This is a genomic window from Klebsiella sp. F11 (genome assembly GCF_056712265.1).
Genome location: NZ_CM160060.1, coordinates 5,123,172 through 5,145,806, shown reverse-complemented (window position 1 = coordinate 5,145,806; position 22,635 = coordinate 5,123,172). Strand labels below are relative to the sequence as shown.

The window sequence follows — 22,635 nt, the reverse complement described above, 5'->3', positions numbered from 1 at the left end:
GCACAGGCCGTTCTCGGCGGCTTGATGCTGGATACCGAGCGGTGGGATGACATTCTGCCATTAGTTGAAGATCGTGATTTTTATCTGGCGGTACATCGTCGTATTTTCCAGGCCATGGCTCGCCTAATGGCTGTTCAGCAGCCGATTGATCTGATTACGCTCCATGAGTCATTGGAACAAAATGGTGAGCTCGAGCAGGTCGGCGGTTTTGCCTATCTGGCGGAGTTGTCGAAAAACACACCGAGCGCAGCAAATATTGTCGCCTATGCCGGGATTGTCGCTGAACGCAGTCGACTGCGTAGCCTGTTGCAGATCGGGCGTGAATTGAGCGCTGATGCTGCCAATCCCCGCGCAGATTCTGCCGCCCTGGCCGAAAGGGCTGAACAGCAATTGTTCCAGCTCTCTGAGCAAACCCACTCACAGCAGAATGTCAGCCTGACCGATGGGCTGAATGCTGTCGTGACCTATCTGGAGACGGTGAATGGCGGTAATGGGATCACAGGAACCCCGACCGGCTTCTCAGAGCTCGATGTGATGACGTGTGGTTTGCAGCCGGGAGATTTGGTTTTGCTTGCCGCACGGCCTTCGATGGGTAAAACCGCCTTTGCGTTGAGCGCCTACACCAGCGCACTTCGAGGCACGGAGAAACCGGCATTCTTCTTTAGCCTGGAAATGCCGCGCGAGCAGTTGCTGCAACGCCTGATTGCTGTTGACGGGCGGGTTGAACTTTCAAGGCTGCGCAGCGGCCAGTTGGATGATGAAGATTGGGCGCGTATTTCCAAAGCGATGGAGCGGTTGTTGCCATTGGAAAACCGCCTGATTATTGACGATGAATCGTATTTGACCCCCTCACTGCTGCGCTCCAGGGCACGGCGCTATACCCGGTTGTATGGTAATCCGGGTTTAATCATGGTCGATTACCTGCAGCTGATGCGTTGCCCTGGCCAGGAAAATCGCACTCAGGAAATTTCAGAAATTTCCCGCAGTCTGAAAGCGCTGGCCAAAGAACTTGATTGTCCCGTTGTTGCGCTATCTCAGCTGAACCGACAGTTGGAAAGCCGTGCTGACAAACGTCCCTTTAATGGTGACCTGCGAGACTCTGGTGCGCTGGAGCAGGATGCCGATGTGATCGCCTTCATCTACCGGGATGAGGTCTATTACGCTGACTCTGATGATGCCGGCACGGCAGAAATTATCATTGGTAAGCAGCGTCAGGGGGCAACGGGCACCGTTCGCGTCAAGTTTGAAGGGCAATTCACCGCGTTCAGTGACTTCCACGATGGTCAGTATGACCAATACTCGGGGAGGGCGTAACTATGGCGCGTACTAAAACCAAGATCCTCGATCTGAACAGTGCTTTGCTCCAGCAGGGCAAGACTGCAGCAGGCACGCAACCTTTAGCCCCTGTGCTGGCGGAAACCCCTGTCAGTGAAATGCCGTTGGTATTGACCCTGGATGAAGTGAACCCGAATCCGGATAACCCGCGCACCACCCGCAACCCCAAATATGATGATATTAAAGCGTCAATTCGGGCACGCGGTTTGGACACAGTGCCAAAAGTAACTCGTGATCCAGAGCGTCCTGAGCTGGGATATTTCTTCAGTGATGGGGGGAATACGCGTTATGCGATCCTTTCCGAACTCTGGCAAGAAACAGGCGAAGAGCGATTCTACCGCTTTTCTTGTGTGTTCAAACCCTGGCCAGGTCGGCTGTCCTGTGTCATTGGTCATTTGGCTGAAAATGAAGTGCGTGGAGATCTGACGTTTATCGAGAAAGCGTTTGGGATCAAGCAGGCACGTACGCTTTTTGAAGAGCAGTTGGGAAAAACAGTTTCTTTACGTGAACTTTCAACGCTGTTGGGTGAGTCCGGCTATCCGGTTCATAACTCCAATATCAGTCGGATGGAAGATACGATCCAATATTTATACCCTTATATTCCACGTTTACTCGAGTCAGGTTTAGGACGTCCACAGATTCAACTCTTGTTAGCCTTACGTGGGAATGCTGACAAAACATGGCAGCGTTTTATCATTGATGTTGAAGTAACTTGTACCTTTGATGCAGTCTTCGGAGCAGTCTGCAGTCACTTTGATGACCCTGAAGTCTATTCGCTGGATATGTTTCGTGATGAGTTGATCGGTGCGCTCATTAACGCGTTGCCACACCCGTTGCTCAATTATGACCGCTGGCTACTGGAGCTCGATCCCAAAGAGCAAAACCGGCGTAAGCACCTCGGTGAGCCTGAGCCGGCATTAACGCCTGAGCTGTCAGGCAAGGGCAATACTGTCGAGTTGGCGCCAGCACTGCAGCAGGAAAATACCGACGGACCGACGGCACCTGAAGTACAGGGGGAGGGCTCTTCTTTGGTACTGGACAGCGCGTTGCCTGGGTCAACGGGTGATGCCGATGATGAATCACAGAACGCTCAGGAAGAGGAAACGCCCACAGCTCAAACTGAACGCCGTGTTGAAACCCAGCCTGACTTATATGGTGCGCCTTCGGTCTTGTCAGGTGACGTTGAAACGGTTTTAGACGGTGAGAATACCATCGTCCCCCTGCCTGACACTCATGAGTCGACAGCCCTTCACAGCAATACCGGGACACAGCCAAATCAAGGTGTAACCCCTGTTGCAGAGGTGCCTTTTGCCGAGGTAGGACTTGAGCCAGTCTCCTCCATTTGGGCTATTTCTGCCCTGCAGGATGATATCGAACACCTGCAGGTGATCACCTTCCGATTGGCATTCGAACTGGCCGAAGTGGCGGGCTGCGAGGCTGAAATCAAAGCTGATAAAGCCAACTTGCAGGCTGCCGGCTACGCATTGACTGCCGAACGTCCCTCTCGCTTCACCGCGTTACTCCTGACCCTTGCCGGCAACAACCCGGACGGCGCCTCATCCAGCTCGCTCAATGAAGCCCTCATCGGGTCGGAAAATGCTGCTGACTGGCCGTTGCTTGACGATATTCATGCCGTGAAATTGATGCGCCTTATTCGCGTCTTACGCCGTCTGCGTGAACTGCAGCGTGACTTATCTGCAACAGAGGAGACAGCCTGATGAGCCATTCACAACGACAGGTGCGCCTGGTGAAACTGGTGCGCAAACTGCTTGAGCTGGCCCGTAGCAACAGTAATGCGCATGAGGCTGGACTGGCGTTAGCCCGGGCGCAAAAACTGATGGAGAAATACGGTATCAGCGAGCTGGAAGCCAGCCTGTCATCTATTCAGACGGCACCGAGCCGGGGAGCGCCTTCCGAAGCGAAACAAAAACTGCCTGAATGGATGTCCGGTCTGGCGTGGGCGATTGCCCGCGCCTTTGGATGCCGTTTGTATTTTTCCTGGCGGGATAGCGAGTCGGGCCCGCGCCGCAACGTGACGTTCTACGGTTTTAGTGAGCGGCCGGCCGTTGCGGCTTATGCGTTCGATGTGCTGAGCCGGCAGTTGAAAGATGCGACTGCAGACTACCTGAAAACCCAGAATAAGCGCCTGAAAATGAGCACGCGGCGTGCCCGGGCTGAGCAGTTTCGTGCCGGCTGGGTTGCCGGCGTCCGGAGAGTCATCACGACGTTTACCGTGACAGAACAGGAATGCGAGCTGATGGGAGCCTGGCTGGAAAGCCAAAAGATGGGTGAGCTGCAAACGCGCGCCCCGAAAACCTGCCGCGGTGATGATATTGCCCGTTTACGTGGATTCGAAGCAGGCCAGAACGCCCGTTTACACCAGGGAGTACAGGGGGCTGTTGCCACTGGTATTGGTTATCAGGGAGGACGCAATTCATGAACCCTTATTTATACCTTCTCACAATGCAGACCTTCGTTTTTTGGTTCCTACTTCTCGGTATGGGCAACGTTCCTGTGCTGTGGTCGAATAATCAGGACACTAAACTTACATCCAAAATGGAGGTGTTTAGTGAATCAGAAGCGAAAATTTACGCCAGAATTTAAGAAGGAAACGGTGGCCCTGGTGCTGACGCAAAATTACTCCATTGCGCGTGCCGCAACTTCTTTGGGGATCAGCGCCAAAACATTGCGCAGTTGGGTCGCCGCCGCGCGCCAGCGCCATGAAAGTCCGCTTAGTGAAGATGAACAAGCTGAACTCCGAAGGCTACGTCTAGAAAACAAAGAGTTACGCATTGAGAAGGAAATATTAAAAAAGGCGAGCGCCTTCTTTGCGAAGCACATGTCGTGAGATACCAGTTTATCCTCGATAACGCAGGTAATTACAGGCTACGGACGCTTTGTCGCGTGATGCGCATTAGCCCGTCCGCATGGTATGCCTGGCGAAAAAAGCCGATAGCCTGCCCGTCGAAAGATACCGCAGTCAGGGTGATGCTCAAGGCGTTATTCTCTGCCAGTCGGGAAAGTGCCGGGAGCCGAACGCTGGTTAAAAAGCTCCGTGAAGAAGGCGTCACCATAAGTCGTTGGCGCGTTAGAAAAATCATGAGCGAAGAGGGACTTCTCTGCCGGCAACGCCGTGCCTGGAAGGTCACAACGAAACCGAAGAAAGGGGCTGATTTTGCACCAAATCTGTTGAATCAGAACTTCAATCCTCCCGGACCGGACCAGATATGGGTGAGTGATATTACGTATCTGAAAACGGGTGAAGGCTGGTTGTACCTGGCTGCGATCATGGATTTATATTCCCGCCGGATCGTCGGTTGGCACATTGACAAGAAAATGACATCGTCGCTGGTTTGCCGGGCTCTCATGCAGGCTTACAACCTGCGCAATCCACCGACAGGGCTGGTCGTCCATACCGATCGTGGAGCGCAGTATACCAGCAAGCGCTTCCAAACGCTGTTAACCAGTTACGGACTCAGAAGCAGCATGGGAGATGTTGGCGCCTGCTGGGATAACGCGGTAATGGAGCGTTTTTGGGGCAGTTTGAAACATGAATGGGTGCTGTTGATCCCGCAGCAGACGCGGGCAGGTATGAAACGTGATGTTGCAGACTATATGCGTTATTACAATCTTGACAGAAACCATGCTTCGAATGGGTATTTATCGCCAGTGCGATATGAACAGATGGCTGAGAAAAAAGTGTCCTGTTTAACTTGACCAGATCACTGATCCCAGAACGTGGTTTAAGGACAAGGGCAAAAACTTCCTTTCAGCGCTGCCATTCCTGTTCGTTTCCATGGTGTTGCTGGCATGTTTGTTTGCTGTTTTTTCGAGATATTTTTCCAAAGTCCAGGGGGCTTCACTATGAGTAATAGCTTGTCTCAGGCGACGAACAGCCTGCTCACTCAGCTCGTGATGGAACTTAAATCAGGCTATATCCGCCGCTGTGAGTCCCTGGGACTGACCACCGAAGAGATGCAGCTGCTGCACGGTTTGACCATTGAAGATCTGCATTACCTGATGAACAGCTCGGTATCAGTGTTGACCTTCCAAATCCATCACGAGAATTTCTCCCTGATGCTGCAACATGCGCGCCGTGAACAGCAGCGCATGCAGCGGATTGATCGTGCACTGGCGTTGGGGGGCTCTATCGAAATGATGCAGCACTATTTTGGCCTCTCGACCGTTGAAGTTGCAGCCCGCCGACGCATGACCGGTATCAACATTCGCCAGGGGCGCTGTGCAGCGCTCAGCGACGACGAGAACGCGGCATTGTGGCGCCAGTGGCAAAAGGCCGACATCGATGACGCCTCCAGTGCCGATGGACTGGACGTCATGATGCTGGCCGCCGAACAGATGGATGTTTCTCTGACGGCTGTCTGGCACGCCGTCCGCAGCTTCGATGCCCCTCAGACGGCAACGGCCAGAAAAGCCATTCAGGCGGTGCGTACGCCACGCGCTACGCCGGGAGGAAATACAAGGAGGCTGGCATGAAGCCCGTGATGTTAATGCCGGGGTTGCAGGTCCCCCGTTCGGCGCCACCATCCTGCCAGAGAAAGGCGAAGGAGCAGGTCAGGCGTTTCCGCCGCGGGGAACGTAACTACAAGCACCTTCATGTTAAAGGCAAGCACGCCCCCGGGCGTGCCTGGATGAAGATTGATATCGGTACCAGCTGGCGACTGCTCAGCCGAAACAGTGGTGATGACTGGGAGCTGTTGACCCATGAACGCTACAACAACGAACTGTGGAAGTGATGGCATTCACCCTGTACCTGGTATCGGGTACAGGCCTGAGTGCCGTTAGGCCAACAACCGCTTGATGCCTTCGCCCTGTGGGCGGGGGCAGCGTAAAAGGATGCGCAAAATCGATGAGCATAAACAACACACCTGATGACAGCCTGATCACCTTTACGCTCGAACAAATGAATGCCCGCCTGGCGGAGCGAATAGGTGCGGAAAAGCACGCGGGGAGCCCCGATGTCACGAATCTGCGCAGCGGTCTGCTGTACAGTGATCTGGTCAAGTTAAACAGGACACTTTTTTCTCAGCCATCTGTTCATATCGCTCTGGCGATAAATACCCATTCGAAGCATGGTTTCTGTCAAGATTGTAATAACGCATATAGTCTGCAACATCACGTTTCATACCTGCCCGCGTCTGCTGCGGGATCAACAGCACCCATTCATGTTTCAAACTGCCCCAAAAACGCTCCATTACCGCGTTATCCCAGCAGGCGCCAACATCTCCCATGCTGCTTCTGAGTCCGTAACTGGTTAACTGCGTTTGGAAGCGCTTGCTGGTATACTGCGCTCCACGATCGGTATGGACGACCAGCCCTGTCGGTGGATTGCGCAGGTTGTAAGCCTGCATGAGAGCCCGGCAAACCAGCGACGATGTCATTCTCTTGTCAATGTGCCAACCGACGATCCGGCGGGAATATAAATCCATGATCGCAGCCAGGTACAACCAGCCTTCACCCGTTTTCAGATACGTAATATCACTCACCCATATCTGGTCCGGTCCGGGAGGATTGAAGTTCTGATTCAACAGATTTGGTGCAAAATCAGCCCCTTTCTTCGGTTTCGTTGTGACCTTCCAGGCACGGCGTTGCCGGCAGAGAAGTCCCTCTTCGCTCATGATTTTTCTAACGCGCCAACGACTTATGGTGACGCCTTCTTCACGGAGCTTTTTAACCAGCGTTCGGCTCCCGGCACTTTCCCGACTGGCAGAGAATAACGCCTTGAGCATCACCCTGACTGCGGTATCTTTCGGCGGGCAGGCTATCGGCTTTTTTCGCCAGGCATACCATGCGGACGGGCTAATGCGCATCACGCGACAAAGCGTCCGTAGCCTGTAATTACCTGCGTTATCGAGGATAAACTGGTATCTCACGACATGTGCTTCGCAAAGAAGGCGCTCGCCTTTTTTAATATTTCCTTCTCAATGCGTAACTCTTTGTTTTCTAGACGTAGCCTTCGGAGTTCAGCTTGTTCATCTTCACTAAGCGGACTTTCATGGCGCTGGCGCGCGGCGGCGACCCAACTGCGCAATGTTTTGGCGCTGATCCCCAAAGAAGTTGCGGCACGCGCAATGGAGTAATTTTGCGTCAGCACCAGGGCCACCGTTTCCTTCTTAAATTCTGGCGTAAACTTTCGCTTCTGATTCACTAAACACCTCCATTTTGGATGTAAGTTTAGTGTCCTGATTATTCGACCACAGCACATGGGCAATGTACATGATTCCATCCCCCGCCGGTTGCTCCTGGACACCCGTCTGTCACCGCTGGATAAAACTGCGTGGATTATGATCCGCCTGTACGCACAACAGAACCAGGGTGCAGTGTTCCCGACCTATGACGAGCTGCAGCTGCAGCTTGCCTCGCCCTTCAATGGTAAGGCGTCTCGCGAGACCGTCAGCCGCGTGCTGCTGATGTTACGCCTGACCGGCTGGCTCAGTTTGTGCCGGCGTGTGCGTGACGGCCAGGGGCGGGTGAGGGGGAATATCTATGCCCAACACGATGAACCACTCTCGGCCCGTGATGCGGAGACATTGGATCCGACCTGGCTGGATACGGTCGCCATGGGCTGTGCGCATAAAAATCGCACCGTCAGCCAGACGGCCTGGTCGGTACTGTCGGATATTCAGCATGATCCGACAATGCGTCATCAGCATTCTCAGATGGCGGCGATTGCAGAACGGCTGGGGTCGCCACAAACCCCGCAACAGATGGCCGTCAGAGTGTCTCAACGACAGGAAAATATCCCCAGTTCGGACGCCGAACTCAGTAAAAAATCCCCGGGTTCGGATACCGAACTAAGTCAAATTAAGCCCGGTTCGGATACCGAACCCAGTGTAAAACAGGAAGACAAAACACCGGGTTCGCTTTCCGAACTCATGGTGAAATCAGTTACTTACGGTGCATCAACGAAACCGAACTGTAACGTACGTTCTTTCACACAGAGTGTGAATAAAACAACGTACGTACCTGAGTTACCGACCGAACTGCAGAACATCATCGCGACGGATGATCAGCGGCAGATTGGTGTCCAGCTTAAGGCATTGCCTGCAGAGGTTGCCCGTCAGGTGCTGGAGAGTCTTGAGCAGGCAATGGCCAAAGGCACCCTGAATAATCCCACTGGCTGGCTGCTGGCGGTGATCAAACGGGCCAGAAATGGTGAGCTGTATGCAAGTGCCAAATCCCCAGAACCTGCCAGGCCTGTACCGCGACGCCAAATACCTTGCTCTGCGGCGCCAGCTAAACCAACAGGTCCGGTCCGTCAACACCTGGCGTCGCGGGATCATGTAAGCGGTGTTGTGGCCAAATTGCGTCAGCAAATGATGCGGGCAAAAAATTAATAGTGATTGCAAAACTAGGTTTGTTCAAAAAATGCACACTGCTGACAGTGTCAGCAGTGTATGAAAATTGCACAGATTTGTTTGTGCCTCTGCTGAGGAATTTGGCGCTGGTTAAATAACGCTCAGTGCTGACAGTGTCAGCACTGTGCAAAATGTAGGCAGTCGTTGGCTTGGAAACTTTTCCTTTAGAAACCAAAAAGAGTTTTGGATTGCTGCTAATGGTGTCTGCCGAGACTATTTCAAGCCACACACGTTCCCGGAAGGATGCTTCTAATGGTTGAATCAGCAAAGAATAATGAACAAAAACCGGCGGCTGCACGCGCTGGTGCATTAAAATCCACTCTTACCGTAGAGCTTCATACCCTCTATGCCATTCGTTTATGGGAAGGGCGACGTAGCCAAAACGCTGATCCTGAAACGTCGGGGAAGCGACGCCCTGATATTTATAGTATGCCCCGTTTTATTCTACGAGCAGGGCAGATCAATGAGGCTTCTGGTGAAGATAACCCTTATGCCGATGCTGCAATGGTCGCCCTGGAAGAGACCTTAAATAAAGGTACGCAGTTACTTCAACAGGCTGTTGCCGAGCTGGACAAAACACTGGCAAACATCCCTGCACAAATTTCTCTTTCAGATGTTGCTTCCGTGTCTCCTTTAAATATTGGTGTATTTAGTCGCACTCCTGTGGGATATCGCTGCGTTTTCCTTCTGGTCGGCTATGACCAGCTTGCGATGAAAGCCTTTCAAGCCTGGCACTATGGGCTTATATCACGTTCGGAACGCGACACTTTATTGGACCGAGGGGGGCACTGGATCCGTAGCGTATACGGTGTCGTCCAACACTATCGTCCCGCGAAGGTGACTCGAGATGATATTCGTCTCGAAACGCCCGCAGGTAAGGATGCGATCACCCGTTTGGGTATGCCTGACGAAGGTATTATGTCGGGCGCAATACGCTCCTCTTTCTCTCCACCACTCAAGACCTCTGCATTAATTTCCTCTAAAAAAGGAGCTAAATCATGAGTATGAATCGACAGGTAAAGTCTTTTTTGATGCCAGGTGTACTCTGCACCGCGTTATTGTTAACGGGGTGCGCAGGCACTGAATTGGGTGAATGGAACAAAAAAATCAGTGACGCTGCCCATTCCCTGGCAACCGGTGGCAGCGGCGGCGCAAGCGAGGGCGGCATGCCCTGGATGACCCGGGCCGGTATTTCCGGGCCCCGGCAGGATGTGCATCATACTTATAGCCTCCCGGTGGACGTTGATACCGCGGCGGCACGCCTGAAAAGTCATTATCAGTTCATCTCCTCCGAGGAACTTGAGAGTCTGCGCCAGCGTGATCAGCACGGCGACTGGAGCGCGAGCTCCATTGATGAAGCACGCCCGGTCTGGTCAGCAAATCGGGGAAGTTATTACAAGATGGGGCAGGAATGGAAAGGCAATGATCGCCTTGAGCTCGAAGTGGTCAAGTCCGGTGCCGGCAGCCGTCTGAAAGTGACATACAGCTCACCGGATGCGTCGCATCTGACCGACGCTTACCTTGGGAGATTGATGACGGAGCTGCAGCAGGTTGCCAAAGGTCAGGGATGAGGGAGGGTATCTGATGCAGCTCTACCTGTGTGAGAAACCCAGCCAGGGTAAAGATATCGGCGCCATTCTCGGGGCGACCCAGCGTAAGCAGGGCTATCTGGCGGGCGCCGGCGTCATCGTTACTTGGGCTATCGGGCACCTGCTGGAGCAGGCTCAGCCGGAGACCTACGGTGAACAGTTCGGTAACCCCTGGCGGGAGTCCGTGCTGCCTATTGTTCCCTCCCTGTGGAAGATGACCGTCAAGAAAGACACGGCTGACCAGTTCGCGGTCATCCGCGGGCTGCTCAAACAGGTGGATTCGGTCGTGATAGCGACCGATGCCGACCGAGAGGGAGAAGTGATTGCGCGGGAGCTGCTGGAACACTGCCACTTTACCGGCCCGGTTCAGCGCCTCTGGTTGTCTGCGCTGGACGAGGCCAGTATCCGGCATGCTCTGGCAAACAAACTCCCAGGCGAGAAGACTGCACCCCTGTATGAGGCCGGCCTGGCACGCGCCCGGGCTGACTGGATGACGGGGATGAACCTGACCCGACTTTATACTCTAAAGGCGCGGGAACAGGGATACGGCGAGGTGTTGTCGATCGGGCGGGTACAGACCCCCACGCTGGCGCTGGTCGTGAACCGTGACCGCGAAATCGCCAACTTTATTTCCAAGCCGTACTGGCAAGTCAGGGCGAACCTGCAAAAGGATGGCATTACTTTTCCTGCGAACTGGGTGCCGGCTGCCAACTACTGCGATGAAGAGAAGCGCTGTATTCAGCAGAATGTGGCGCAGGCCGTGGTGCAGCTGTGTCAGCAAACAGGTCATGCCGTTGTGCTTGAGGTAGGGACCGAGCGTAAGAAAGAGTCCGCGCCGCTGGCCTTTGACCTGGGGACGCTGCAGCAGGCTTGCTCACGCAAGTGGGGGATGAGCGCAAATCAGGTGCTGAGTATCGCGCAGTCGCTGTATGAAACGCACAAGGCGACCACATATCCCCGGACAGATTGCGGCTATCTGCCGACATCGATGCGGGAAGAGGTTGCCGATGTGCTGAGTGCAGTTACCCGCACGGATCCAACGCAGAGCGAAATTGTGGCCAGGCTCGACAGGGCCTTTGTTTCCCGCATCTGGAACGACAAAAAAATCACGGCGCACCATGGGATTATCCCGACTAAGCAGCCGTTCGATTTGAGCAAGCTGTCTGCCGATGAGCTGAAGGTCTATCAGCTGATCCGTCAGCATTACCTGGCACAGTTCCTGCCGTTACATGAAGTGGATGTGACTGAGGCTACCTTTAGTATCGGCGGGCAACTGTTCCGCACTCGTGGCAAGGTCGAGGCGGTGGTAGGTTGGAAAGCTCTGTTCCAGCATGACGTGAGCGAGGTGAAAGAGGAGTCGGCGGACACGGATGATGTCCGGCTGCCGGCGCTGGTAAAAGGTGAATCCGTCGCGGTTGCCGGCGCGGAGCTTAAAACGCTGCAGACGAAGCCCCCGGGGCATTTTACTGACGGGACACTGATCGCCGCCATGAAAAATGCTGCGGCGTTCGTCAGTGACCCGCAACTGAAGAAGGTGCTGAAAGAGAACGCGGGGCTGGGTACTGAAGCGACACGTGCCGGTATCCTGGAAACGCTGTTTAAACGCGGCTACCTGGAGAAGAAGGGAAAAATCCTGCTTTCCACGCCGATTGCCGGCGAACTGATAGATGCGTTACCGACGGCGCTGACCAACCCCGGGATGACGGCGCTGTGGGAGCAGGCGCTGGACGAGATTGCCCAGGGGCAGATGACACTCGAGACGTTCATGAGCCGCCAGGCACAGTGGACGGGCCATCTGGTGGAGAAAGGGAAGACGCAGGCGGTGAAGTTCACTGCGCCTCCTTCACCGCCGTGCCCGACATGCGGAGGGACGATGCGCCGGCGTGCAGGCAAGAAAGGTGGCGGTGCCTTCTGGGGCTGCAGTAGTTATCCCACTTGCCAGGGCATCATCAACATTGATGCCAAAGGAAGCCGTAAGGCCAAGCGCTATAAAGCAAAATCACCGGCTAAAAATAAAACAACCGGAGCGGAGTAAGAGATTGTCTGATGTTTATCGCTGAAAGTTTTGCTAATGTGAGCAAGCTTTGATGCAGAGCACCCCGTGGCTGCGGATGGCAGGAAAGTTTAATGCATGGACAATTCTGCTTCAGCCCGTATCGATGGCCTCCACACTCAGGTTGATTGATTAAGCGCATGCGACTTCGTGAAAAGCGCGCCAGGAGTTTACTACCCCTCCTCGAAGTCAGATGAGATTTACTACCAGTTATGGTGCAAACTCCGCGGCGCAGTCTTTGACTGTGCCGTTTTTGTTTTCTCAATTCACAAAAATGATATTCCTGGTTGACAGCAGCAGCACCTGAACTAAAAATGAACAGGCTTACTTGTTGTCCTCGGACAACCACCAATGCTCAGTGGGTCTGTGATGAGCGCCTTCGGGTGACCCTGCTGTTAATTGACAGCCACTAATGATCCCGTTACCTGAGAGGATCGCCTTCGGGTGGTAACAAAAGAACGCTTCCTTAGCCTGAGAGGGAGTACGTAGCTTAGCTGCGTGGTACATCTGCCCGCCTTTGAGAGTAGATATCGTTGATAGTGAGCGCGACTTTGCGTAACGATTAAGGCTTATTCAATCTGATCAGACTGTCAGGATATGGCGTATACCCATACCTGGCTCCCGACGGGAAATACTTTTCCCGTCAGGGAAGGTGTATTTCTCCGTCACCGAATCTTTACTCCTGGAGAAAACATCATGTCTACCCAATCTCAGCAAGCATCTACCAAAACTGAATACTTCAACCTGACTATCAAGGGCATGGGGTACCTCAGCAACATTCGTCAAGTCAATGGACCGAATGGCACCTTTATCAGCTGTGTCGTCAATGGACTCTCCGGTCCTACCGATAACGCCAGTTACACGCGTTTCGATGTAACGGTCGCCGGTAAAGAAGCCAGCAGCCTGATCAACCGCTGTCAAAAATCGGTTGATGAAGACAAGAAAGTCCTGATTGGTTTTGTGCTCAGCAATCCAAAAACGGACATCTTCACACTCAACAGCGGCGAACATGCCGGTGAACAGCGCGTCAGTCTCAAAGCCCGCCTTATCAAGGTCGATTGGATCAAAATCGGTCAGGAAAAGGTATATCAGGCTGAGAAGTCCGACTCTACGCCGCCTCAGCAGGGTTCCGCACAGCAACAATACGCGGAAAACTCTTTCTGATAACGCCCTCTACGCCTCGATTTTTCGGGGCGTTTTTCCCTTTCTAATTCTATTCCCCTATGAGGATTCGATTATGGCGTCTCGCGGCGTAAACAAAGTCATACTTGTCGGTCATCTCGGCCAGGATCCTGAAGTCCGTTACATGCCAAATGGCGGTGCGGTGGCTAACATTACCCTGGCGACCTCTGAAAGCTGGCGCGATAAGGCAACCGGTGAGCAGAAAGAAAAAACCGAATGGCACCGTATCGTGCTGTTCGGCAAGCTCGCTGAAATTGCCGGCGAATACTTGCGTAAAGGCTCGCAGATTTACATAGAAGGCTCCCTGCAGACCCGCAAATGGACCGATCAGGCCGGTGTTGAAAAATACACCACTGAAGTCGTCGTCAACATTGGCGGCACTCTGCAGATGTTGGGGGGGCGTTCGCAACCTGCCAACGCCGGACAATCAGGCCAGGGCAGTTGGGGGAAACCTCAGCAACCGCAACCTTCGCATAGCGGCACGCCGGCTCAGCAACCCCAGCCAGCTCAATCGGGTGGAAATGCCGCGCCGATGGATTTTGACGATGACATACCGTTCCTTGGGTTTGGTTATGGTATCGCAAAATCAGCCATTTACGCTTTGTGATCGTCGGGAGACATTATGCCGACAATACTTAGAGTAGGTGGTTTTCGCTTTTACTTTTACAGTCATGAACCTAACGAACCGGCGCATGTCCATATTGATAAGGGCAATGCAACCGCTAAAATATGGTTACATGATGTCAGTATTGCGCGTAGTGTGGGATTTGCATCACATGAACTGCGTATACTGCAGCGTCTGGTGACTGAACATCGGACACTTTTACAGGAGGCCTGGGATGCTTACTTTACGCAATGAAAATGATCTGCGTGTAATGAATGTCCGCATCGATGATGACCGTTTGTCGGTTGATTTGATGGATGGCCGAACTATTTCGGCACCGTTAGCTTGGTATCCCCGGCTTGCGGCCGGTACGCAGGCGCAACGGGAAAACTGGGAACTCTGCGGGGCTGGAATGGGTATACACTGGCCAGATCTGGATGAGGACTTAAGTACGGAAGGGTTGTTGATGGGAGCGAAAGGCGTTACTCGTACCCCTTCATTATCCTGATGTTGTTCCTCGTCATCTGACACTAAACGCTGACCTTCGACCCTGTACATGATTCTGTGTAAATGCCTTTTCTCAGAAGTGACCGTCCAGACGGTCACCGAACTCGATAATAAAGCGGCTCATTGCCATACGCCAGTCCCTCAGCGGCATCGTCCATTTCTGTGATGCCGCCTGGATTGCCAGCCACACCACCTTTTTCACCGCGTCGTCTGTCGGGAATACCTTCCGTTTCTTGATTGCATGCCGGATCACGCTGTTCAGCGACTCGATGGCGTTGGTCGTGTAGATCACCTTGCGGATGTCTGCCGGGTAAGCGAAGAACGTCGTCAGGTTGGTCCAGTTTGCCTGCCAGCTCCGGCTTATCTGCGGGTAGCGGCTGTCCCAGGCACTGGAGAACGCTTCCAAAGCCTGCAAGCCGGCCTCTTCCGTGGCAGCCTGATAGATGGCTTTCAGGTCACGGGTCACTGCTTTGTAGTCCTTCCAGGAGACGAACCGCAGGCTGTTGCGCACCATATGCACGATACACAGCTGAATGCGGGCTTCCGGATACACCGCGTTGATGGCGTCGGGGAAGCCTTTCAGCCCGTCAACACAGGCGATGAGGATATCGTTCAGACCACGGTTTTTCAGCTCTGTCAGCACATTAAGCCAGAACTTCGCACCCTCATTTTCGGCCAGCCACATACCCAGCAGTTCTTTCTGGCCTTCGATATTGATACCCAGTGCCAGGAACACAGATTTGTTGATAACGCGGCTGTCCTGCCGGACTTTCAGGACGATACAGTCAAGATAAACAATGGGATAGACTGCATCCAGTGGACGATTTTGCCATTCGACAACCTGCTCAATGACAGCATCGGTGACCTTTGAGACCAGGGCCGGTGAGACATCCGCGTCATACAGCTCTTTGAACGCGGCGGCGATCTCACGGGTGGTCATCCCTTTGGCGTACAACGATAAAATTTGGTTATCCATCCCGGTGATCCGGGTCTGGTTTTTCTTTACCAGTTGCGGTTCGAAAGAGCCATCGCGATCGCGCGGTGTACGCAGCTCCAGCGGGCCATCGCCAGTGATAACTGTCTTTTGGGTATAGCCGTTGCGGGCGTTGGTCGCCGGTTTGGGCTGATGTTTATCGTAGCCGAGGTGATGGGTCATTTCGGCGTTGAGCGCCGCCTCAACACTGATTTTTTTGAGCAGGCGATCGAACTGGTTGAGATCGTCAGGGGTTTTGAGATTTTTGGCCAGTTCATTAGCCAGAGCCTGCAACTGTTTTTCGTCCATAAATTAACCTGTTTTTGATGTTGGATTGAACATATCAAAATCAGGCAATTACACAAATCTATGTACAGGCTCCTGACCTTCGGGTTGGCGTTTTTTTTTGAATAGCAATAAAGAGTTGTTAATTGAGCCTCCCGGACGGTAACCGCACAGTGACATCTGCCAATTGTCACTGAACAGGAAATCTTCCGGATGAAAAAAACAATTCTCTTCTCTTCCCTGGCTGCACTCATGCTGACCGGGTGCGTTACTCAGCAGCCACTGCAGCAACGCGATATTTCCCCTGTCACGCCTTCGGTTACCGTCACCCGCAACGTTCAACCGGTCAGCCCGGATGCTTACGGGCAGGTGCCTGAGGTCGTGCGCTACGACCGTTATTTACTGGTCAGCACCGACCCGGCGGCCGTTCAGCGTGATCCGCTCTCGCAAATCATCGATATCCGTATTCCGGCATCAGTAAAACCGACGGTGGCTGACGCGTTGCGTTATGCGCTGCGCCAGTCGGGCTATTCACTGTGCGCGACTGGACCGGCAAACGGCGTGCTGTACCGGCAGGCGTTGCCGGCGGTGCAGTACCAACTGGTGCTGTGGTCGAATAATCAGGACACTAAACTTACATCCAAAATGGAGGTGTTTAGTGAATCAGAAGCGAAAGTTTACGCCAGAATTTAAGAAGGAAACGGTGGCCCTGGTGCTGACGCAAAATTACTCCATTGCGCGTGCCGCAACTTCTTTGGGGATCAGCGCCAAAACATTGCGCAGTTGGGTCGCCGCCGCGCGCCAGCGCCATGAAAGTCCGCTTAGTGAAGATGAACAAGCTGAACTCCGAAGGCTACGTCTAGAAAACAAAGAGTTACGCATTGAGAAGGAAATATTAAAAAAGGCGAGCGCCTTCTTTGCGAAGCACATGTCGTGAGATACCAGTTTATCCTCGATAACGCAGGTAATTACAGGCTACGGACGCTTTGTCGCGTGATGCGCATTAGCCCGTCCGCATGGTATGCCTGGCGAAAAAAGCCGATAGCCTGCCCGTCGAAAGATACCGCAGTCAGGGTGATGCTCAAGGCGTTATTCTCTGCCAGTCGGGAAAGTGCCGGGAGCCGAACGCTGGTTAAAAAGCTCCGTGAAGAAGGCGTCACCATAAGTCGTTGGCGCGTTAGAAAAATCATGAGCGAAGAGGGACTTCTCTGCCGGCAACGCCGTGCCTGGAAGGTCACAACGAAACCGAAGAAAGGGGCTGATTTTGCACCAAATCTGTTGAATCAGAACTTCAATCCTCCCGGACCGGACCAGATATGGGTGAGTGATATTACGTATCTGAAAACGGGTGAAGGCTGGTTGTACCTGGCTGCGATCATGGATTTATATTCCCGCCGGATCGTCGGTTGGCACATTGACAAGAGAATGACATCGTCGCTGGTTTGCCGGGCTCTCATGCAGGCTTACAACCTGCGCAATCCACCGACAGGGCTGGTCGTCCATACCGATCGTGGAGCGCAGTATACCAGCAAGCGCTTCCAAACGCAGTTAACCAGTTACGGACTCAGAAGCAGCATGGGAGATGTTGGCGCCTGCTGGGATAACGCGGTAATGGAGCGTTTTTGGGGCAGTTTGAAACATGAATGGGTGCTGTTGATCCCGCAGCAGACGCGGGCAGGTATGAAACGTGATGTTGCAGACTATATGCGTTATTACAATCTTGACAGAAACCATGCTTCGAATGGGTATTTATCGCCAGTGCGATATGAACAGATGGCTGAGAAAAAAGTGTCCTGTTTAACTTGACCAGATCAGACTATCAACGTGGCCGGCAAAGGGTATCGTTACGCCAGCCGCCTGCAGGCCTGGGAAGCACTGCAGCACTTTTTGAAAACACATCCTCGCAAGCGCATCGATGTCGGGATTGCCCAGGTCAATCTGGGCTGGAATGGCCATCATTTCATGTCGACCTGGGAGGCGTTTGACCCTTACACCAACCTCAACGCGGCAGCGGCCATCCTGCGGGAATGCTATGACCGCAACCCTGGGAGCTGGCTGGTTGCCGCCGGGTGTTATCACCATCCCGCCGGCGGCGCACCGGCAGCCCGGTATAAATCCATCGTGAGTGGCAAGCTGGCACGCCTGAACGGCAGGGGGGCTGCTCCGGTTCGGGTGACCAGTAAAACCCCCACGGCTACGGTGTTAGCGGTACAAACGGCGGCGCTGACATGGGTTGAGCCACGGAGCCAGTAAGCATGATGAACGTGAATGTGACGAAGCAACTGGAAGAACTGAAAGAACAATTGCCGGCGGCGCTGGCTACATGGCAGCAGTCGAAAGGCGGGAAAATCACCGTTGGATGGATGCATGCCGCTAACCCTGAAGTCATCGGCGCTTTGCTTAAGCTGCTCGATGGCCATGAGCAGGAGGACGCATGAAAACGCTTGAGATGATTAAAAACCTGGCGGAACGCAACACCGTTGTTGCCAGTGCTGACGTACTCGCTGTGTTTGCTGCGCTGGAAAAATCGCATCAGCGCATCGGGGAGCTGGAGTCTCAGCTGCAATCGGGGTTTACGCCGGAGGCGCTGGCTCAGGAAGAACGAGCGGAAAATGCCGAGCAGCGCGTAGCAGAGTTGGAATTCATGCTGAGGAACCCATAATCATGAAAAAAGTGAATTTTCTGCTGTTCGGCCTGAGTCTGGTGACCACCACGGCATTGGCCAACCTGAACGTGATCGCCGATGTCGGTGGCGATGATGCATCACCTTATTTTGAGGGGATTAATCGGCAGGGTGTCGCGGAAGCGCCGCCGGCCATGCCGCAAGCCCCTGCCTCTGCTGATGAAGTTGAAGTGACCGTATTGCCGGTGATGACACCGGAGCTGACGCCGGGTGTGGTAGCGGCGCGCCCACTGCAACTGCCCGGGATTGGTTCGTTGTTTATTGTGGGGGATGACGATGCCAGTCGCCTCTGGCTGCAGGCGAATGCGGAACAACTCAAATCCCGGCATGCTGCGGGGCTCGTCGTTAACGTCAGTAACCTGCCTGCACTGCAGGCACTGCGTGAGCTGGCGCCGGGGGTACCGATGGCGCCGGCCTCCGGCAGTGAGTTGGCGCGCCGGCTGCAGCTGTCGAATTACCCGGTACTCATCACTGATACCGGTTTGTCCCAGCAGGTCACACCATGATATTGGCGCAACACATTGCTGCAGAATTAATGGTAAACCCTGTGCTGACGGTTGTGCTGGTTGTGTTGTTTGTTGCTGTCATGATTGGGCTGAACTGCCGTGGCCGGGAGACAGCCAGCCGTCGGCGCCACCGCCGATATCAGGCGACGGCCACGCGGGTACTGGCGCGCTTACCGCTGCTGGGCGGTGATGGCCAGCGTCTGGCCTATCTGCGCAAAATCAACCCCTATGTATTTGAAGAGCTGTTGCTCCTGGCGTTTGAACGTCAGGGGTATGCCGTTATTCGCAATACCTCCTACAGCGGCGACGGCGGCCTGGACGGTCAGGTCATTATCGAAGGCAAGACCTATTTCATCCAGGCCAAACGTTACGGACGGACGATCTCACCGTCCCATATCACGCGTTTTGGTACGTTGCTGCGACATCACCATTGTGATGGTTTTTTCATTCATACCGGCCGTACCGGTCAACTGAGCCGGGTGTTGTTGCAGAACCATCCCCACGTCCACCTGGTCAGTGGCCGAAAGCTGCTTGCGTTGCTAGCCGGCAATACAGAGTGGCTGCTTTTTTTAACCGTGAATTCGGTCACCAACCCGAATGATAAGGAAGGTCGTCATGAGTAATCGTCATGTCATGGAAGCGCTGCTGCGCCCGGCGGTAGAATTGAATACCGCGATCGTTGCCGGTGCTGCGGCAGCGATTTGTTTTGCTGCTCCCTGGTCGGTCGCCCTGGCGCCGTCGGTGAGTTATGTTACTGCCGGCGGGTTTGCGGTGCTGTCCGCGGTACGAGCACGGCAGGGCCTGCGGGTGGTCCGTTATCGCCGTAATCTGCGTCGGTTACCGCGCTATGTCATGGAAAGTCGACAGATCCCGGTGAGCAGGCAGCGGCTGTTCCTGGGGCGGGGTTTCCGTTGGCAGCAAAAGCACACCCAGCGCCTGATGGATACCCGTCGGCCGGAAGTGGAAAAATACGTCCAACCGTCGCAGTTGTACCAGATGGCGCGCCGACTGGAGCTTAAAACCGAATATACCCTGCCGTGGTTGTCCCAGCTGCTGCGCAAAGACTCCCCGCTTAATCCGGTGCGGCCGCTGCCACCGGTCGGGGGGAACCCGGCGATCCATGGTATTGAACCCGATGAGCTCGATGTCTCGATGGCACTGGGCGAACGTGTAGGGCACAGCCTGGTGTTAGGCACTACGCGTGTCGGTAAGACCCGCCTGGCGGAACTGCTGATCACCCAGGATATTCGCCGCGGTGATATCACCATCGTGTTTGATCCAAAAGGCGATGCGGATTTGCTTCGCCGGGTCTGGGCTGAAGCCCACCGTGCCGGTCGCGGGGATGAGCTGTTCATCTTCCATCTGGGCTGGCCGGATATCTCGGCACGCTATAACGCCGTCGGGCGCTTTGAGCGCGTGTCGGAAGTGGCCGGGCGTATTTCCGGGCAACTGAGCGGAGAGGGCAACAGTGCGGCGTTCCGTGAGTTTGCGTGGCGATTCGTCAATATTGTGGCGCGTGCCCTGGTCGCCCTAGGGCAACGTCCAGACTATCAGTTGATCACCCGTTACGTGAACAACATCAGCGAGCTGTATGAGACCTACGCGAAGAAAGTGATTGAGGCGCGTATGCCGGCGCTGCAGCAACAAATCGACAACAGCCTGCAGGTGCTGACGGAGGACGATGTCCCGCGAAATATGCAGGGCCAGCCGAACGCGATAAAAATCATGGCGATGGAAATGGCCCTCAGCTCGGAAGCCGGCAAGCAACTGTATGACCCTATCCTGGATGGCTTGCGCTCGGCCGTGCGCTATGACCGCACCTACTTCGATAAAATCGTGGCCTCCCTGTTGCCGCTGCTGGAAAAACTCACCACCGGCAAGACCGCCGAGCTTCTGGCACCGAACTATATGGATATGAGCGACCCGAGGCCCATTTTTGACTGGGAGCAGGTCATCCGCAAGCGCGGTATTGTCTACGTGGGGCTGGATGCCTTGTCGGACGGGGTGGTCGCCTCTGCCGTCGGCAACAGCATGTTTGCCGACCTGGTGTCGGTGGCCGGTCATATCTATAAACACGGCATGCACGGCGGGTTGCCGACCCGGGCAGACGGTAAACTGCCAATCAACCTGCACTGTGACGAGTTCAACGAACTCATGGGGGATGAATTTATCCCGCTTATCAACAAAGGCGGCGGCGCCGGTATGCAGGTGACGGCCTACACGCAAACCGAGTCGGATATCGAGGCGCGCATCGGCAGTACCGCGAAGGCGGCTCAGGTGACAGGTAACTTCAATACCCTGATCATGCTCCGTGTCCGTGAGAACCGCACCGCGCAGTTGCTTACCACACAGTTGCCGGAAGTGGATATCTACACCAAAACCCTGGTATCAGGGCATGCCGATACGGCCGATGTGGAGAAGGGACAGGATTTTACTTCCAATACCCAGGACCGCGTCGGGACTGTGAAAGCCCCTCTGCTTGCCCCGGCGGATGTGATTAACCTCCCGAAAGGACAGGCGTTCGCGCTGCTGGAAGGCGGTCAACTGTGGAAGATTCGGATGCCGCTGCCCAGTGGTGACAGGGATGATGCGCTTATGCCGGCGAACCTGCAGAAGATTGCCGAGGAGATGCAGCGCAACTACCGTACCAGTGAATCCTGGTGGTCTGCCAGCACGGTAATGCCGGATGTTGCCATCAAAGGGGGATTGAATGTCACAAGCGGTGAATAATCAACCTCAGCAGCCCGTACAACCCCGTAAGCATGGGCTGTTTTACAATGTGCTGTGGGGCTGGCCCTGGATGCTGATCGGGATGTTCCTGGCTTCGCTTTTGGTGAGCCTGGTGATCGAATATGTCGGGATGGCCTTCTTCTGGCCGGAGCTTGGCGCATCGCACAGTGAAGCGGTGATGAACACCGAGTTGGGGTACCTGTCCTCTGAATTTACGCGTAGTCTGCTGCTGTCTGAACCGTCAGTGACCGTCACCCGTTGGATTATGACGGCGTATCAATGGACCTTCGTGGACAGCGGCTTTTTGGGCTGGATTAAGCAGGCGTATGATACGCAGGTACACAGCCAGAATGCCGTTGCCAGGGAGCTGAACAGCTGGAGCGGTTGGCTAGCTACCACGCTTAAAGAGTACCTGATGGCGACGGTGTACGTCACCGTGATCACCCTGGTACGTGTGACCATTCTGGTGCTGTCCATCCCGCTGTTTATCCTGGTGGTCCTGGTTGCGCTGACCGAGGGGCTGGGGCGGCGTGATATTCGGCGCTACGGTGCCGGCTATGAGTCGAGCTTTGTGTACCACCACGCCAAGCGGATGGTGAAACCGGCGGTGTATATCCCCTGCATGCTGTACTTGTCCTGGCCAACAGCGGTATACCCCAATCTGCTGTTGTTGCCGGCCGCTATCCTGCTCGGCATTGCGGTGACAGTGACGACAGCGTCGTTTAAGAAATATTTGTAGGTCTGAAATCCAGGCTGGACGGCGGCGTACAAAACTGGCTTTTGTGCGCTGCCGTCAGCAGGCAAGTCGCGTA

23 protein-coding genes and 2 pseudogenes are annotated in these 22,635 nt (G+C 54.4%); 23 read left to right on the top strand and 2 right to left on the bottom strand.

Annotation, left to right across the window (positions count from 1 at the left end; translation table 11 throughout):
• The first annotated feature begins 24 nt into the window (after positions 1–24).
• The 6 genes from dnaB-PI to AC1M2H_RS25285 all read left to right on the top strand — a co-directional run bounded on the left by dnaB-PI (position 25) and on the right by AC1M2H_RS25285 (position 6,089).
• Entirely contained in the window at positions 25–1,314 is a 1,290-nt protein-coding gene (gene dnaB-PI / locus AC1M2H_RS25310; RefSeq protein ID WP_480149520.1) for an SPI-7-type island replicative DNA helicase, read from the top strand.
• A 2-nt stretch (positions 1,315–1,316) separates the two neighbouring features.
• Positions 1,317–3,053 (top strand): ParB family protein, encoded by a 1,737-nt coding sequence (locus AC1M2H_RS25305; RefSeq protein WP_480149519.1) that lies wholly within the window; start codon positions 1,317–1,319, stop codon positions 3,051–3,053.
• Entirely contained in the window at positions 3,053–3,775 is a 723-nt protein-coding gene (locus AC1M2H_RS25300; protein WP_480149518.1) for a DUF2786 domain-containing protein, read from the top strand. The genes AC1M2H_RS25305 and AC1M2H_RS25300 overlap by 1 nt, the downstream gene beginning before the upstream one ends.
• A 90-nt stretch (positions 3,776–3,865) precedes the next feature.
• Positions 3,866–5,052 (top strand): IS3 family transposase gene (locus tag AC1M2H_RS25295; protein WP_480152030.1). Its coding sequence is split into 2 segments (ribosomal slippage): positions 3,866–4,142 and positions 4,142–5,052, totalling 1,188 coding nucleotides; the frame shifts between segments, so codons are not numbered across the junction.
• Positions 5,053–5,199: 147 nt separating this feature from the next.
• Positions 5,200–5,829: a DUF2857 domain-containing protein gene (locus AC1M2H_RS25290; RefSeq protein ID WP_060558267.1), complete on the top strand. Its 630-nt coding sequence runs from the start codon at positions 5,200–5,202 to the stop codon at positions 5,827–5,829.
• Positions 5,826–6,089 carry a ParE family toxin-like protein gene (locus AC1M2H_RS25285; RefSeq protein WP_043143926.1) on the top strand — a complete coding sequence of 88 codons (264 nt, stop codon included), beginning with the start codon at positions 5,826–5,828 and terminating at the stop codon, positions 6,087–6,089. The genes AC1M2H_RS25290 and AC1M2H_RS25285 overlap by 4 nt, the downstream gene beginning before the upstream one ends.
• A 264-nt stretch (positions 6,090–6,353) precedes the next feature.
• On the opposite strand, the gene AC1M2H_RS25280 is transcribed toward AC1M2H_RS25285, so the two are convergent.
• Positions 6,354–7,558 (bottom strand): IS3 family transposase gene (locus AC1M2H_RS25280; RefSeq protein WP_480152031.1). Its coding sequence is split into 2 segments (ribosomal slippage): positions 6,354–7,264 and positions 7,264–7,558, totalling 1,206 coding nucleotides; the frame shifts between segments, so codons are not numbered across the junction.
• On the opposite strand from AC1M2H_RS25280, the gene AC1M2H_RS25275 reads away from it, so the two are divergent.
• From AC1M2H_RS25275 to AC1M2H_RS25240, 8 genes are all read left to right on the top strand, one after another.
• Positions 7,557–8,690: an STY4528 family pathogenicity island replication protein gene (locus tag AC1M2H_RS25275; protein ID WP_480149517.1), complete on the top strand. Its 1,134-nt coding sequence runs from the start codon at positions 7,557–7,559 to the stop codon at positions 8,688–8,690. The two genes, AC1M2H_RS25280 and AC1M2H_RS25275, sit on opposite strands and share 2 nt — an antisense overlap.
• A gap of 273 nt (positions 8,691–8,963) precedes the next feature.
• Complete coding sequence (locus AC1M2H_RS25270) at positions 8,964–9,713, top strand: PFL_4669 family integrating conjugative element protein (protein WP_147881290.1); 750 nt, start codon at positions 8,964–8,966, stop codon at positions 9,711–9,713.
• Positions 9,710–10,282, top strand: coding sequence for a hypothetical protein (locus tag AC1M2H_RS25265; RefSeq protein WP_480149516.1), 573 nt, complete (start codon positions 9,710–9,712; stop codon positions 10,280–10,282). The genes AC1M2H_RS25270 and AC1M2H_RS25265 overlap by 4 nt, the downstream gene beginning before the upstream one ends.
• 13 nt (positions 10,283–10,295) lie before the next feature.
• Positions 10,296–12,335 (top strand): DNA topoisomerase III, encoded by a 2,040-nt coding sequence (locus AC1M2H_RS25260; RefSeq protein WP_480149515.1) that lies wholly within the window; start codon positions 10,296–10,298, stop codon positions 12,333–12,335.
• Between the two features lie 714 nt (positions 12,336–13,049).
• Positions 13,050–13,517, top strand: a complete 468-nt coding sequence (locus tag AC1M2H_RS25255) for an STY4534 family ICE replication protein (protein WP_060558277.1) — start codon at positions 13,050–13,052, stop codon at positions 13,515–13,517.
• Between the two features lie 73 nt (positions 13,518–13,590).
• Positions 13,591–14,142: a single-stranded DNA-binding protein gene (locus AC1M2H_RS25250; RefSeq protein WP_089181328.1), complete on the top strand. Its 552-nt coding sequence runs from the start codon at positions 13,591–13,593 to the stop codon at positions 14,140–14,142.
• 15 nt (positions 14,143–14,157) lie between these two features.
• Positions 14,158–14,394, top strand: a complete 237-nt coding sequence (locus AC1M2H_RS25245) for a DUF4160 domain-containing protein (protein ID WP_012146806.1) — start codon at positions 14,158–14,160, stop codon at positions 14,392–14,394.
• The gene (locus tag AC1M2H_RS25240; RefSeq protein ID WP_089181327.1) at positions 14,375–14,647 is read left to right on the top strand and encodes a DUF2442 domain-containing protein; all 273 of its coding nucleotides are present in this window, start codon (positions 14,375–14,377) and stop codon (positions 14,645–14,647) included. Before AC1M2H_RS25245 ends, AC1M2H_RS25240 begins: the two co-directional genes overlap by 20 nt.
• A gap of 72 nt (positions 14,648–14,719) precedes the next feature.
• Here the strand turns inward: AC1M2H_RS25240 and AC1M2H_RS25235 are convergent, their stop codons facing one another.
• Entirely contained in the window at positions 14,720–15,928 is a 1,209-nt protein-coding gene (locus AC1M2H_RS25235) for an IS256 family transposase (protein WP_480149382.1), read from the bottom strand.
• 189 nt (positions 15,929–16,117) lie between these two features.
• On the opposite strand from AC1M2H_RS25235, the pseudogene pilL2 reads away from it, so the two are divergent.
• From pilL2 to AC1M2H_RS25190, 9 genes and pseudogenes are all read left to right on the top strand, one after another.
• A pseudogene (gene pilL2 / locus AC1M2H_RS25230) lies at positions 16,118–16,507 on the top strand (PFGI-1 class ICE element type IV pilus protein PilL2); the annotation flags it as partial.
• Between the two features lie 16 nt (positions 16,508–16,523).
• Positions 16,524–17,710 (top strand): IS3 family transposase gene (locus AC1M2H_RS25225; protein WP_480151852.1). Its coding sequence is split into 2 segments (ribosomal slippage): positions 16,524–16,800 and positions 16,800–17,710, totalling 1,188 coding nucleotides; the frame shifts between segments, so codons are not numbered across the junction.
• A gap of 9 nt (positions 17,711–17,719) precedes the next feature.
• Positions 17,720–18,157, top strand: a pseudogene (locus AC1M2H_RS25220) (transglycosylase SLT domain-containing protein); the annotation flags it as partial.
• A gap of 2 nt (positions 18,158–18,159) precedes the next feature.
• Positions 18,160–18,342 (top strand): hypothetical protein, encoded by a 183-nt coding sequence (locus AC1M2H_RS25215; protein WP_198774657.1) that lies wholly within the window; start codon positions 18,160–18,162, stop codon positions 18,340–18,342.
• Positions 18,339–18,566 (top strand): hypothetical protein, encoded by a 228-nt coding sequence (locus AC1M2H_RS25210; protein WP_048796742.1) that lies wholly within the window; start codon positions 18,339–18,341, stop codon positions 18,564–18,566. The genes AC1M2H_RS25215 and AC1M2H_RS25210 overlap by 4 nt, the downstream gene beginning before the upstream one ends.
• A 2-nt stretch (positions 18,567–18,568) precedes the next feature.
• Positions 18,569–19,093 carry an integrating conjugative element protein gene (locus AC1M2H_RS25205; RefSeq protein WP_480149514.1) on the top strand — a complete coding sequence of 175 codons (525 nt, stop codon included), beginning with the start codon at positions 18,569–18,571 and terminating at the stop codon, positions 19,091–19,093.
• Positions 19,090–19,716: a restriction endonuclease gene (locus AC1M2H_RS25200; protein ID WP_480149513.1), complete on the top strand. Its 627-nt coding sequence runs from the start codon at positions 19,090–19,092 to the stop codon at positions 19,714–19,716. Before AC1M2H_RS25205 ends, AC1M2H_RS25200 begins: the two co-directional genes overlap by 4 nt.
• A complete protein-coding gene (gene traD, locus AC1M2H_RS25195) occupies positions 19,709–21,823 on the top strand; it encodes a type IV conjugative transfer system coupling protein TraD (protein ID WP_480149512.1) in 2,115 nt (704 codons plus the stop codon). The genes AC1M2H_RS25200 and traD overlap by 8 nt, the downstream gene beginning before the upstream one ends.
• Positions 21,804–22,562: a TIGR03747 family integrating conjugative element membrane protein gene (locus tag AC1M2H_RS25190; RefSeq protein WP_147880856.1), complete on the top strand. Its 759-nt coding sequence runs from the start codon at positions 21,804–21,806 to the stop codon at positions 22,560–22,562. The genes traD and AC1M2H_RS25190 overlap by 20 nt, the downstream gene beginning before the upstream one ends.
• Positions 22,563–22,635: the final 73 nt, after the last annotated feature.

Coding starts and splice junctions, on each gene's coding strand:
- dnaB-PI (WP_480149520.1), top strand. CDS start 25: ATGCTGGATACCGAGCGGTGGGATGACATTCTGCCATTAGTTGAAGAT.
- AC1M2H_RS25305 (WP_480149519.1), top strand. CDS start 1,317: ATGGCGCGTACTAAAACCAAGATCCTCGATCTGAACAGTGCTTTGCTC.
- AC1M2H_RS25300 (WP_480149518.1), top strand. CDS start 3,053: ATGAGCCATTCACAACGACAGGTGCGCCTGGTGAAACTGGTGCGCAAA.
- AC1M2H_RS25290 (WP_060558267.1), top strand. CDS start 5,200: ATGAGTAATAGCTTGTCTCAGGCGACGAACAGCCTGCTCACTCAGCTC.
- AC1M2H_RS25285 (WP_043143926.1), top strand. CDS start 5,826: ATGAAGCCCGTGATGTTAATGCCGGGGTTGCAGGTCCCCCGTTCGGCG.
- AC1M2H_RS25275 (WP_480149517.1), top strand. CDS start 7,557: ATGGGCAATGTACATGATTCCATCCCCCGCCGGTTGCTCCTGGACACC.
- AC1M2H_RS25270 (WP_147881290.1), top strand. CDS start 8,964: ATGGTTGAATCAGCAAAGAATAATGAACAAAAACCGGCGGCTGCACGC.
- AC1M2H_RS25265 (WP_480149516.1), top strand. CDS start 9,710: ATGAGTATGAATCGACAGGTAAAGTCTTTTTTGATGCCAGGTGTACTC.
- AC1M2H_RS25260 (WP_480149515.1), top strand. CDS start 10,296: ATGCAGCTCTACCTGTGTGAGAAACCCAGCCAGGGTAAAGATATCGGC.
- AC1M2H_RS25255 (WP_060558277.1), top strand. CDS start 13,050: ATGTCTACCCAATCTCAGCAAGCATCTACCAAAACTGAATACTTCAAC.
- AC1M2H_RS25250 (WP_089181328.1), top strand. CDS start 13,591: ATGGCGTCTCGCGGCGTAAACAAAGTCATACTTGTCGGTCATCTCGGC.
- AC1M2H_RS25245 (WP_012146806.1), top strand. CDS start 14,158: ATGCCGACAATACTTAGAGTAGGTGGTTTTCGCTTTTACTTTTACAGT.
- AC1M2H_RS25240 (WP_089181327.1), top strand. CDS start 14,375: ATGCTTACTTTACGCAATGAAAATGATCTGCGTGTAATGAATGTCCGC.
- AC1M2H_RS25235 (WP_480149382.1), bottom strand. CDS start 15,928: ATGGACGAAAAACAGTTGCAGGCTCTGGCTAATGAACTGGCCAAAAAT.
- AC1M2H_RS25215 (WP_198774657.1), top strand. CDS start 18,160: ATGATGAACGTGAATGTGACGAAGCAACTGGAAGAACTGAAAGAACAA.
- AC1M2H_RS25210 (WP_048796742.1), top strand. CDS start 18,339: ATGAAAACGCTTGAGATGATTAAAAACCTGGCGGAACGCAACACCGTT.
- AC1M2H_RS25205 (WP_480149514.1), top strand. CDS start 18,569: ATGAAAAAAGTGAATTTTCTGCTGTTCGGCCTGAGTCTGGTGACCACC.
- AC1M2H_RS25200 (WP_480149513.1), top strand. CDS start 19,090: ATGATATTGGCGCAACACATTGCTGCAGAATTAATGGTAAACCCTGTG.
- traD (WP_480149512.1), top strand. CDS start 19,709: ATGAGTAATCGTCATGTCATGGAAGCGCTGCTGCGCCCGGCGGTAGAA.
- AC1M2H_RS25190 (WP_147880856.1), top strand. CDS start 21,804: ATGTCACAAGCGGTGAATAATCAACCTCAGCAGCCCGTACAACCCCGT.